Genomic DNA, 11,873 nt, shown 5'->3' on the forward strand with positions numbered 1-11,873 from the left:
AATTAATGAAATTTTAGATCGTTGATTAACAATTTACAAGCAGCTAATAATACTACTTTACGTTTTTTATTTTTATCCAAAATTTTAATTATTTCCAATTCATTTTAGTTGTGAAAATTGTGATTTCTCAACATTATCTCGATTTAAAGTAACCTAATAACTTGGTAACATAGCTCTCGTCTACTCTTGTGTTCACTACTCCAGATCCTGATTTACTAAAGGTATCCTTAAAGTAATTAAGTCGTTCGTTGTAATGCTTTTCATAGTTAAAACGCACGGTCTTAGAACCAGTATCAATCAAAGCCACTTCACCAGTCTCTGCATCTAGCATAGGAACCATTCCTATGTTAGGCATGCTTTGTTCTCTTACATCATATACACGTATCCCAGTAATATCATGCTTCTTTGCAGCAATTTTTAAAGTTTGTTCGTAGCCTTCACACATAAAATCAGAAACTACAAATACTATTGCCTTCTTTTTTTGTGTACTAGATAAAAATTTTAATGCTTGCCCTAGATCTGTCTTATGACTTTCAGGTTTGAATTCGATTAATTCTCTAATGATACGCAGCACATGTGAGCGTCCCTTTTTTGGTGGAATGTATAGTTCTATTTGATCTGAAAATAATATCAAACCTATTTTATCGTTGTTTTGTGTAGCTGAGAAAGCCATTGTAGCAGCGATCTCTGTAACAATGTCTTTTTTAAATTGATTTTTAGAACCAAAACTTTCAGAACCCGAGATATCAACCATCAACATCATGGTTAATTCGCGTTCTTCTTCAAAAACTTTTACGTGAGCCTCATTGTATCGTGCTGTAACATTCCAATCAATATTTCGAATATCATCTCCATATTGGTATTGACGCACCTCACTAAAAGTCATTCCGCGTCCTTTAAAAGAGGTATGATACTCTCCCGAAAAGATATGATCACTCAATCTTCGGGTCTTAATTTCTATTTTACGTACTTTTTTTAAAAGGTCTTTTGTATCCATTTATTTAATTTGTTTAAAGTTTAAAAAAGTTTAAGGTTTTCACTTTTTGCAACAGCAACTTGAAACCTTAAACCTTAAACAAATTTTAAGGTACTTCTACTTCGTTTACAATCTTGTTGATAATGTCTACCGAAGTTATATTTTCAGCTTCAGCCTCGTATGTAATTCCAATTCTATGACGCAACACATCGTGAACAACGGCACGTACATCCTCTGGAATAACATAACCACGACGTTTTATAAAAGCGTAACATTTTGCTGCAACAGCTAAGTTGATACTTCCACGAGGAGAAGACCCAAAACTGATTAAAGGTTTTAATTCAGCTAGTTTATATTTCTCTGGGTAACGCGTAGCAAAGACGATATCTAAGATGTATTTTTCTATTTTTTCATCCATGTACACTTCACGAACTGCTTCTTGAGCTCTTAAAATTTGCTCCACAGAAACCACTTGATTTACTTTCTCGTAACTTCCTTTCAGGTTTTGACGAATTACCAATCGCTCCTCATCCATTTTAGGATAATCGATCACCGTTTTTAACATGAAACGGTCAACTTGTGCTTCTGGTAATTGATAAGTACCTTCTTGCTCTACTGGGTTTTGAGTAGCCAATACAAGAAATGGTTTTTCTAGTTTAAAAGTAGTATCCCCAATAGTTACTTGCTTTTCCTGCATCGCCTCTAATAATGCTGATTGCACCTTAGCTGGAGCACGGTTAATCTCATCTGCAAGTACAAAATTGGCAAAAATTGGACCTTTTTTTATCGAAAACTCATTTGCCTTAATATTGTAGATCATCGTACCTACAACATCGGCAGGCAATAAATCTGGTGTAAATTGAATTCGGCTGAAGGAACCGTGAATTGCTTGAGACAATGTATTAATTGCTAATGTCTTTGCAAGTCCAGGAACTCCTTCTAGAAGAATGTGCCCTTGACCTAATAAACCAATTAACAATCGCTCAACCATATGCTTCTGACCTACAATCACTTTGTTCATTTCCATTGAAAGTAAATCGATAAACGCACTTTCTCTTTCTACTCTTTCGTTGATTGCTCTAATGTCTAAAGTCGATGTATTCTCTTCCATATTGATGTATTTATTACCTTTATTTTAACGCCCCACTTTTGGTAGTGCAAATTGAATTTTTTTTTAGAGGAAAGATGTTAAAAAATGGTTAAAACTTCTCGCAATAACCTAATTTTAAGCATGAATTATGATACTATTTTTATATTTTTAAGAACTTTGAAAAATATACTTTGGAAATGTAAAAAAACCATTTCAAATAAAAAACTAAAAATATGACTAAAACAACATTATCTCCCATAATAGCTGGTACTATGAATTGGGGTGTATGGGATAAAAACCTCAATCAGAAGGAGATGGAAAACATGATTCATGTATGTTATGAAAACAAAATAACAACATTTGATCATGCCGATATTTACGGATCATATACTACCGAAAACGATTTTGGAAAAGCATACCATTCGAGCAAAATCGCCAGAGAAAATATTCAGTTAATTTCCAAATGCGGGATCCAAATGGTTGCCGAAAACAGAGACAATACCATTAAGCATTACGATTATTCAAAGAAACACATAATTACCTCTGTAGAGCAATCTTTAAAGAATTTGCACACCGATTACTTGGATGTTTTTTTGCTCCACAGACCGAGTCCATTGATGCAAGCAGACGAAATTGCAGAGGCGGTTACCCAATTAAAATCTGAAGGTAAAATTATCGATTTTGGTCTTTCTAATTTTACATCTAGTCAAACGGAACTTATTCGACAAAAAACAACAGTAAGTTACAACCAAGTTCAGTTTTCGGCGACGAATTATGAACCCATGATGGACGGAAGTTTTGATTACATGCAATTGCATAACATTCGCCCTATGTCATGGAATCCTTTGGGATCTGTATTTAGAGCCGATATACCACAAACACGTCGCCTTAAAAAACTACTTGCCAATTTGGTTTCAAAATACCATTTAGGTTCAGATAGTTTATTACTTTCTTGGGTTTTACAACATCCTGCAAATGTTATTCCCATTGCTGGAACAGTAAACATTGCCCGCATTCAATCACTTCATAAAGCAGTCGAATTAAAATTAGATAAAGAAGATTGGTTTGCTATATGGAGCGAAAGCATGGGACAAGAAGTACCTTAATTAATCGCATTAGAAAAATACCTTAAATTTAATTTTCACATAATTATACCCTATCATGACTAAAACAGCTTTTATCACCGGCGCAACTAGCGGAATAGGTGAAGCTACAGCAAAAATACTGGCTCAAAACAACTATAAAATCGTTCTATGCGGAAGAAGAGAAGACCGCTTAACTACGTTACAAAAAGAGCTTTCGGCACATACAGAAGTGCATACATTACAATTTGATGTTCGCGATAAAGAGGCTGTTTTTGCAGCTATTGCTTCGTTACCAGAGGCCTTTTCAACGATTGATGTTCTAATAAATAACGCCGGTAATGCACATGGATTAGATCCCATTCAAGACGGAAACCCTGATGACTGGGATGCCATGATTGACATTAACGTAAAAGGATTATTGTATGTTTCTAAAGCAATTATTCCGCAAATGAAGGATCGTAAATCAGGCCACATCATCAACATAGGCTCGACTGCCGCGAAGGAAGTATACCCTAATGGAAACGTGTATTGCGCAACTAAACATGCTGTAGATGCTTTAAATCAAGGAATGCGAATGGATTTAAATCCGTTTGGCATTCGAGTAGGAGCCATTCATCCCGGTATGGTGGAAACAGAATTTAGTGCCGTACGATTTAAAGGAGATACGCAAAGAGCCGAAAACGTATACAAAGGCTTCACGCCTCTTCAAGCAGCAGACATTGCTGATATTATTCACTTTGTGGTGTCGCGTCCTTACCATGTGAACATCGCAGATCTCGTGGTGATGAGCACTGCGCAAGCTTCGTCTACCATTGTGAACAAATCTTAAAATAGCTATTTATTGGGTTATCAATTTATGTATAGCCCAATAAATTACAAACTTCTTTAAAGCTATTCCTCACGATTTAAATAACTCATTGTTAACATATAAATAGAATTTAGAGGTAGCTATTACTATAGATTTGACTACATTTATGTTTATGAATTTCTATCATAAATACAATGATTAACAAACGGCTTCTTATAAAAAACTTACTCGCTCATAATGATGAGAATAGTTTTTATGATAAAAAACGCCAATTAAATTTACACACTAAAGAGGGTAAAGCCAAGTTTCTTAAACACATTTGTGCTTTGTCAAATTCGAATCCTTTCAACAACTCTTATATCGTAGTAGGTGTTGAGGATCAAGATAACGAAATTGTAGGTGATGATTTTTTTGATGACAGTCGCATTCAAAATCTAGTGAACGCTTACTTAGAGCATCCGCCAAAAATTCAGTATGAAAATGTTCCTTTTCCTAATCTACCCAAGCATAAGGTGGTAGGACTAGTTACGATAAAACCAAAAAAACATAGCTCGTGTTTTAAAAAAGCAATCTACACAATTCCTTCTCAAAGCGTCTATATTAGAATAGGTTCGAATACCTCTCCTACTACAGACAAAGTGCTTAAAAGCAATCAAAACTTAGCAACCGTAAACGCCATAGAAAACAGCGCTCGCAATAGCATCCAGCATACCTTAGACAGCGTATTTGACTTTATAAATTTTAAACACAAAGACATGTCTCCCAAATACCATGTTTTCAAGGAATTATTTATTATTTGTTGGGCTGGAATACCTAAAAATGTACATCATAAAACCTACTTATCACGCGTTGATATCGAATTAATAAACGAACAAGTAAAATTATTTTATTCCGCTCAAGATGTAGTGACAATTGCTTATGATGAAAATAGCTTTACAATAACTGAATATGTCCCATTAGGATTGAATGACAAAACGACCTATTATCCTTTAGAGAAGCAAACCATTTATTTCTATGAGAATGGGTATTATAAAATTGAGAATGAAATGTTATTTGAGCCACCTAAGTATAGTAAGAAAATGCTTTTTCACATTTATAACTCAAATATTGCGCTATTACAAAAACTGGAAAAGGGATACGATTTAACGGCACGAGAATACCAAGATTTAGAAAATCTACCTTCTACTTTTATGATTTGTTACTTGAATGGATTTGCAGAAGCAAAAGAAAAGTTGATCCATTCTAAACCATTACTAAAAGCGTATCCTACCGTCTTTCTATTGTTTAAAGAGGCGTTACGCATTTTAAGAAAAATGAAATATGATACTAAAAATGAAGATTGAAAAAAGATACAAGATCATTCAAAAAACTACATATCGTTCTGATAATCAACAAGGATAAAGCGATGAGTGTGTTCATTTTTTAAAGTTTTATATATTTCCGTAAAACTAAATAAAATTAACATAATAAACAATCACCTAATATAGTGATTTTACCAATTTCCATAAATATCTTTACTTTTCCTACATGTATTAGCTATTTAATGGTATTCCAAATAGTTACGCATCCCTACTATAGCCTAGTTTTAAATCTTAAATCAATTTAAAAGCGTTTAATTTTGTAAATTTTAAATTATTTTCAAAAAATTATGATTTAGCGTTTTTCATTCGAATAAACATTCAAAATACCGCATTTACAAACCATTACATCCCCTAAGTAATATAACGGTGCAAACTATTTTACACATGCTAGATCAAAAAACGAAATAAATAACATTGCTTACCAACTCTTTTCCTTAATTTTATAGATTGTAAAAACAGCAACTACACTGTTAATTATAATCCCGATTGACCCAAAATAAAATGAGAACATTAGTTATAGGTGATATACATGGAGGCTTGCGTGCACTTCACCAAATTATGGAAAGAGCCAAAATTACTCCAGAAGATAATTTGATTTTTTTAGGAGATTACGTTGATGGATGGAGCCAATCACCACAAGTACTGGACTTTTTAATCAATTTAAAAACCACTAATAATTGTACATTTATTAGAGGTAACCATGATGAATTGTTACTGCACTGGTTAAAAGATGATAAAGAAAACTTGATGTGGTATAAGCATGGTGGCGAGGCAACAGTTCTTGCTTATGAAAAAGTAGACGATACCGTGAAACAATTGCACGTTGATTTCTTACTCGCATTGCAAGATTACCACTTAGACAGTAAAAACAGACTTTTTGTTCATGCTGGATTCACAAATATGAACGGTATTAAACATGAATTTTATCCAAAGTTATTCTACTGGGATCGTACCCTATGGGAAACAGCACTTGCACTAGATCCAGCACTAAAAAAAGACAGTCCATTTTATCCTAAGCGTTTAACATTATACAACGAAATCTATATTGGACATACCCCCGTAAGCAGAATTAGCGAATCAACTCCCGTTAATAAAGCGTGTATATGGAACGTAGACACTGGTGCAGCATTCAAAGGGCCACTTACGATTATGGATATAAATACTAAAGAATTTTGGCAAAGTGATCCGTTAAACGAACTCTATTTTGACGAGAAAGGAAGAAATTAAATTATAAAAGAGTATTTTTGCATCGATTTTATTAAAATTAAAAATTATGAAAAAGGTATTTACATTAGTGTTATTATGCACTGTAGGATTAATTAATGCACAAGCATTCAGTGGCAAAGGCGATGTAAAAGGACAAGTTGGATTCTCTGCTCAAGATGGAGGAACAGGTATTTTTATCTCTTCAGATTTCGGAATTGGAGAAAACATGTCATTAGGTTTAACAACAAACTATTTATTATCTGTTGATAATAATATTAATGGAGACAATCCTTCTTTTGGAGATCGTTTTGATTTAAAAGCACGTTTCAATGCAAACTTAGGTAGCGTATTACAATTAGAACCTAACATGGATGTTTACCCAGGTTTAGATTTAGGTTTAAAGAATTTTGGGGCACATTTGGGTTTCCGTTATTTCTTTACTGATGGTTTTGGTTTATTTGCTGAAGCTGGTGTACCACTTGCAAAATACGATACTAACGACCGCGATTTTGGACATGATTTAAACAATCAGTTCACTTTTAATGTTGGAGCTTCTTTCAACTTATAATAAGGTTCGCTTAAATAGAATTAGATTTTAACCTATAAAAAAAACGGCAATTTGAAATTCAAATTGCCGTTTTTTTATGCTTTTTATTTTCGATTACAAATCAAATTTAATCCCTTGTGCTAGCGGTAAACTGCTACCATAGTTAATTGTATTTGTCTGACGTCTCATATATACTTTCCAAGCATCAGAACCTGATTCTCTACCACCACCTGTTTCTTTTTCTCCTCCAAAGGCACCACCAATTTCTGCACCTGAAGTACCAATATTAACATTAGCAATACCACAATCTGAACCAGCTACTGACAAAAAGTGCTCTGCTTCTCTTAAATTATTAGTCATTATTGCCGAAGACAATCCTTGAGCAACACCATTTTGAACATCAAGTGCATTTTCTACTGTTCCAGAATATTTTAATAAATACAATACCGGAGCAAATGTTTCATGCTGTACAATTTCAAAAGTATTATCTGCTTCTGCAATTGCAGGCTGTACATAACAACCACTTTCATAACCTTCCCCTGAAAGCACACCACCTTCAACAAGAATTTTACCTCCTTGTGCTACAACATGCTCAAGTGCTTTGCTGTACATTGCCACTGCGTCTTTATCGATAAGTGGCCCTACGTGATTATTTTCGTCTAATGGATTTCCTATTTTTAACTGTTGGTATGCAGCAACTATCGCATCTTTTACTTTATCATAAATACTTTCATGAATAATTAAACGACGTGTAGAAGTACAACGTTGACCTGCCGTTCCTACTGCGCCAAATACAGCACCAATAACAGTCATTTTAATATCGGCATCTGGAGTAACGATGATCGCATTATTACCACCTAATTCAAGAAGCGATTTCCCTAAACGTCCCGCCACTGTTTGAGCTACGATTTTCCCCATTCGAGTAGAACCCGTTGCAGATATCAATGGAATGCGTTTATCAGCAGTCATCATTTCCCCTACTTTATAATCTCCGTTGATTAAACAAGAAATTCCTTCTGGTAGATTATTTTCTTTAATTACTTCAGCAATTATATTTTGACATGCAATTCCACACAAAGGTGTTTTTTCAGACGGTTTCCACACACAAACATCACCACAAATCCATGCTAATGCCGTATTCCAAGCCCAAACTGCTACCGGAAAATTAAATGCAGAGATGATTCCTACGACTCCTAATGAGTGGTATTGCTCATACATTCTATGTTGCGGACGCTCTGAGTGCATTGTCAAACCGTGCAACTGGCGTGATAAACCCACTGCAAAATCACATATATCAATCATCTCTTGTACCTCTCCATATCCTTCTTGCAATGATTTACCCATTTCGTACGAAACTAGTTTACCAAGTGCTTCTTTCTTTTCACGTAATTTTTCACCAAACTGTCTTACTATCTCCCCACGCTGTGGCGCTGGCATAGTTCTAAAAGTTTTGAAAGCAGCTGTTGCAGCCTCCATCACTTTTTGGTAATCAGCTGCTGTACTTGTCGTAACTTTTGCTATCAATTGTCCGTCTACAGGAGAATAACTTTCTAGAATTGCACCATTAGAAAAGTTTTGTAATCCTGTTGATGTACCTTCATTAATCTCCTTTATACCCAATTGAGTTAAAGCTTCTTTCATTCCGAATTGATTTGCTATTGTTATCATTGTAACTTTTTTGGTTAAAATTGTTATATTTTTATGTAAATATACTATTTCAAATGTAATTCAAAGAATCATATTCTGAAATAATACCCTCTGGTAAAGTTAAATTATTAATTGGCACAGTAATTAGCTTGTGGTTTTTTTTCTATTCGAAAACTAATTTTACTTTTACAATTACATTTCAATACATCAAGAAAATGACTATCAAAATCAGACTTACGCTTTTATTGCTACTACTTACTACACTTGGATTTTCACAAAAACAGAAGGCATCTTTTACAGTAGTACCGCTAGGTGTAAAGGGAGGCATAGACGAAAAAAACTTGTCAGCTTATTTAGTAGCTCCTTTTGGAACCACCGATTTTATAGCTCTCGATGCCGGAACAATTAATGCCGGAATAGAAAAAGCAATTGAGAAAAACACTTTTACCGCAACCGTGGAAACAGTTTTGAAACAATATATCAAAGGGTATTTTATCTCTCATGCCCATTTAGATCATGTTTCTGGGTTAATCATAAATTCACCTGCCGATGCTGCTAAAACCATTTATGCCAGTCAAAGCTGTATGCAAATGATGGAAGACCATTACTTTAATGGGGACACTTGGGCAAACTTTGGCGATGCCGGCTCCGGATACCAAATCAAAAAATACCATTTTCAGACTTTAAAAATGGCAGAAAAAACGATAATAAACAATACTACTATGACTGTTCAAGCTTTTCCGCTGAGTCATGTTAATCCTTTTGAGAGCACTGCCTTTTTAATACAGCATAAGGAAGATTATGTCCTTTATTTAGGAGATACAGGAGCAGATCGTATTGAAAAAAGCAACAAACTATCTGCACTTTGGCAAACCATTGCCCCGTTAATCAAAGAGAAAAAATTGAAAGGAATTTTTATCGAAGTTTCATTCCCAAATGAACAACCAGAGAACCAACTATACGGTCACTTAACACCTAAATTGTTAAACGAAGAATTAGAGGCATTAAGCACATTTACAGGAAAAGAAGCATTAAAATCATTGAACATCATAGTGACGCATATGAAACCACCTATTGAGAAGATCACTAAACTGAAACAACAGTTGTATGAATATAATCCCTTTCAGGTCCACTTAATTTACCCAGAACAAGGAGTTCAATTAGAACTATAAAGAAGCCTTATTAATTACGAAAGCCTTTTACATCTTCGCTAGACTAGAAAAATACAACGCCCCGAGTAGTCGGGGCGGAAAAAGTGTAAAAGACAAAATAGTTTAAACTGTAAAACGAGGATCTGCTTCCATCACGGTACCACAATTATCACAGGTTCTCAAATCAAGTGAATTATAGAAGTGTTTAAAATGCAGCAAAAAGTCTTTCTCTATATCGTGTAATTCAAATTTCACTTCATATAGTTTATGGTTGCACGTATCGCAATGCCACAACAATCCATCTGTAAAGCCTTTGCCCATACGTTTTCTTTCGATAACTAAACCTATAGATCCTGCAGATCTTACAGGCGAATGAGGCACATTAGCAGGATGTAAATACATATCTCCAGCATTTAATTCCATCTCTTTTCTTTGACCGTCTTCCTGGATAACCACTTTAATACTACCTTCTAATTGATAGAACAATTCTTCAGTTTCATTATAATGATAGTCCTTTCGAGCATTTGGTCCCGCAACAACCATAATTATATAATCACCAGATTCATGGTAAAGATTTTTATTACCCACAGGCGGTTTTAAAAGATCTCGATTGTCTTCAATCCACTTATTAAGGTTGAAAGGTTTTGCTATTGCCATGCTGTTTTTATTGTATTAATAAGTGCTAAGGTATAAAAAAGCACTAGTAATTTACGTTAATAAACCCTCAAAATAGAAAGTTTTATTGGCTTAATTCACTTCCTTGATTAGGTAAATGTATACTGGAAAATGATCACTATATCCGGCATCATTGTTTGAGTTCCGCTTTGGGTAGCCTTTATATTTACCTGCCGCCTGTATTAAAAATGGTTTGTTATAAATTCCTGCTTTCCAGAATTGATATTTTGTAAAATCATTGTCTATGAAAGGTTGCGTAAGCATTATTTGATCAAAAATATCCCATGAATCGCGATATGCAATTGTGCCCAAACCCCGTTTTGCCATATTTTCAAATGGATTGTAAATCCCCATTTCACCTACGTTTTTTCTTTTCCCAATGGCACCCACAGCCTTTTTTACACTTTTATTTGTGGGTCCGTCGTTCAAATCTCCCATCGTAATTACTTTAGCTAGTGGATTGATTTTTTGCAGTGAATCAATAATTTTTTTATTCAAAGCTCCTGCAGCTTCTCTAAAAGGACTCGATCTTTTTTCACCACCAGAACGCGACGGCCAGTGATTGACGATGATACTAATCTCCTCGCCTTCTAGAAATCCTGTGATTAACAATTGATCTCTTGTAAAGACTCTATTAGACGTTGTGGTATCTCCCTCCATTTCAAATAATTCAGGATCTTTTTTATAGACATACAAGGGTATGTTTGCATAATCTGTGGGTCTGAAATATTTTTTCTGATACAGTAGCGCGACATCAATTCCTCTTTTATCAGGGGAATCAAAGTGAATAATACCATAGTCAACATCGATTAGATTAGGTTGTTTTAATAAATCCTCAAGTACTCCTCTATTCTCAATTTCGCAACAACCTATTAATGTTGGCGCATTTTTATTATTTGTAGAACCTATTTGCATGAGAACTTCACTTAAATTCTTTAGCTTTTGCTGGTACTTGCTGTTAGACCAATGCCTACCGCCTTGAGGAGTCCACTCATCATCATTTACTGCAGGATTATTTATCGTATCAAATAAGTTTTCGAGGTTGTAAAAGCCAACAGTATGAATCGAATATTTTTTTTGCTGTCCCCAAATTTCAGGACTAACGAGCAGCAGTAAAACAAATAAAAAATAGTGTAAAAATCTCATATTCAATGATTAGAAGGACGTACAATTTACAAATACTCTTTTGATTTAAACTCATTTTTCTATCAAAATTGCCATCCTGTAGCTTTAGCTATTTATTTTCTAATTCCTATCTTTGTTTTTAATCCTTTCAAAAGGAGTCTGAAAAATTTGAACTATACCCGTAAATTAATCCAATGCAACA

Annotated in this window: 11 protein-coding genes; 6 read left to right on the forward strand and 5 right to left on the reverse strand. The window is 34.4% G+C overall.

The genetic code is table 11. The annotated features are described in order from the left end of the window. Positions 1-133 precede the first annotated feature (133 nt). Together HNQ00_RS09485 and HNQ00_RS09490 are read right to left on the reverse strand one after the other, a co-directional pair. Complete coding sequence (locus tag HNQ00_RS09485) at positions 134-997, reverse strand: DUF58 domain-containing protein (protein WP_173838095.1); 864 nt, start codon at positions 995-997, stop codon at positions 134-136. 85 nt (positions 998-1,082) lie between these two features. Then, complete coding sequence (locus HNQ00_RS09490; RefSeq protein ID WP_173838096.1) at positions 1,083-2,087, reverse strand: AAA family ATPase; 1,005 nt, start codon at positions 2,085-2,087, stop codon at positions 1,083-1,085. A 212-nt stretch (positions 2,088-2,299) separates the two neighbouring features. On the opposite strand from HNQ00_RS09490, the gene HNQ00_RS09495 reads away from it, so the two are divergent. The 5 genes from HNQ00_RS09495 (at position 2,300) to HNQ00_RS09515 (ending at position 7,094) form a co-directional block, all read left to right on the forward strand. Beyond that, positions 2,300-3,172 carry an aldo/keto reductase gene (locus HNQ00_RS09495; protein ID WP_173838097.1) on the forward strand — a complete coding sequence of 291 codons (873 nt, stop codon included), beginning with the start codon at positions 2,300-2,302 and terminating at the stop codon, positions 3,170-3,172. 55 nt (positions 3,173-3,227) lie between these two features. Beyond that, entirely contained in the window at positions 3,228-3,980 is a 753-nt protein-coding gene (locus HNQ00_RS09500; protein ID WP_173838098.1) for an SDR family NAD(P)-dependent oxidoreductase, read from the forward strand. Positions 3,981-4,153: 173 nt separating this feature from the next. Continuing rightward, positions 4,154-5,302 (forward strand): ATP-binding protein, encoded by a 1,149-nt coding sequence (locus HNQ00_RS09505; protein ID WP_173838099.1) that lies wholly within the window; start codon positions 4,154-4,156, stop codon positions 5,300-5,302. 519 nt (positions 5,303-5,821) lie between these two features. Further along, complete coding sequence (locus tag HNQ00_RS09510; RefSeq protein ID WP_173838100.1) at positions 5,822-6,547, forward strand: metallophosphoesterase family protein; 726 nt, start codon at positions 5,822-5,824, stop codon at positions 6,545-6,547. A 46-nt stretch (positions 6,548-6,593) separates the two neighbouring features. Further along, positions 6,594-7,094 (forward strand): DUF6646 family protein, encoded by a 501-nt coding sequence (locus HNQ00_RS09515; RefSeq protein WP_173838101.1) that lies wholly within the window; start codon positions 6,594-6,596, stop codon positions 7,092-7,094. A gap of 93 nt (positions 7,095-7,187) precedes the next feature. Here HNQ00_RS09515 and amaB read toward each other — a convergent pair whose 3' ends face one another. Continuing rightward, positions 7,188-8,741 (reverse strand): L-piperidine-6-carboxylate dehydrogenase, encoded by a 1,554-nt coding sequence (amaB, locus tag HNQ00_RS09520; RefSeq protein WP_173838102.1) that lies wholly within the window; start codon positions 8,739-8,741, stop codon positions 7,188-7,190. Between the two features lie 194 nt (positions 8,742-8,935). Between amaB and HNQ00_RS09525 the strand changes: the two genes are divergently transcribed. Continuing rightward, on the forward strand, positions 8,936-9,892 hold the full coding sequence (locus HNQ00_RS09525; RefSeq protein WP_173838103.1) for an MBL fold metallo-hydrolase: 957 nt from the start codon (positions 8,936-8,938) through the stop codon (positions 9,890-9,892). A gap of 102 nt (positions 9,893-9,994) precedes the next feature. Here the strand turns inward: HNQ00_RS09525 and HNQ00_RS09530 are convergent, their stop codons facing one another. Beyond that, complete coding sequence (locus tag HNQ00_RS09530) at positions 9,995-10,528, reverse strand: 3-hydroxyanthranilate 3,4-dioxygenase (RefSeq protein ID WP_173838104.1); 534 nt, start codon at positions 10,526-10,528, stop codon at positions 9,995-9,997. A 90-nt stretch (positions 10,529-10,618) separates the two neighbouring features. Then, on the reverse strand, positions 10,619-11,692 hold the full coding sequence (locus HNQ00_RS09535) for an endonuclease/exonuclease/phosphatase family protein (RefSeq protein ID WP_173838105.1): 1,074 nt from the start codon (positions 11,690-11,692) through the stop codon (positions 10,619-10,621). Between the last annotated feature and the right edge of the window lie 181 nt (positions 11,693-11,873).

Source organism: Flavobacterium aeripolare (assembly GCF_013294025.1).
GTDB lineage: Bacteria > Bacteroidota > Bacteroidia > Flavobacteriales > Flavobacteriaceae > Flavobacterium.

What these genes read in the sequence shown, in the direction of transcription:
- HNQ00_RS09495 (WP_173838097.1), top strand. Translation starts at nt 2,300, where the DNA reads ATGACTAAAACAACATTATCTCCCATAATAGCTGGTACTATGAATTGG.
- HNQ00_RS09530 (WP_173838104.1), bottom strand. Translation starts at nt 10,528, where the DNA reads ATGGCAATAGCAAAACCTTTCAACCTTAATAAGTGGATTGAAGACAAT.
- HNQ00_RS09505 (WP_173838099.1), top strand. Translation starts at nt 4,154, where the DNA reads ATGATTAACAAACGGCTTCTTATAAAAAACTTACTCGCTCATAATGAT.
- HNQ00_RS09490 (WP_173838096.1), bottom strand. Translation starts at nt 2,087, where the DNA reads ATGGAAGAGAATACATCGACTTTAGACATTAGAGCAATCAACGAAAGA.
- HNQ00_RS09500 (WP_173838098.1), top strand. Translation starts at nt 3,228, where the DNA reads ATGACTAAAACAGCTTTTATCACCGGCGCAACTAGCGGAATAGGTGAA.
- amaB (WP_173838102.1), bottom strand. Translation starts at nt 8,741, where the DNA reads ATGATAACAATAGCAAATCAATTCGGAATGAAAGAAGCTTTAACTCAA.
- HNQ00_RS09510 (WP_173838100.1), top strand. Translation starts at nt 5,822, where the DNA reads ATGAGAACATTAGTTATAGGTGATATACATGGAGGCTTGCGTGCACTT.
- HNQ00_RS09515 (WP_173838101.1), top strand. Translation starts at nt 6,594, where the DNA reads ATGAAAAAGGTATTTACATTAGTGTTATTATGCACTGTAGGATTAATT.
- HNQ00_RS09525 (WP_173838103.1), top strand. Translation starts at nt 8,936, where the DNA reads ATGACTATCAAAATCAGACTTACGCTTTTATTGCTACTACTTACTACA.
- HNQ00_RS09535 (WP_173838105.1), bottom strand. Translation starts at nt 11,692, where the DNA reads ATGAGATTTTTACACTATTTTTTATTTGTTTTACTGCTGCTCGTTAGT.
- HNQ00_RS09485 (WP_173838095.1), bottom strand. Translation starts at nt 997, where the DNA reads ATGGATACAAAAGACCTTTTAAAAAAAGTACGTAAAATAGAAATTAAG.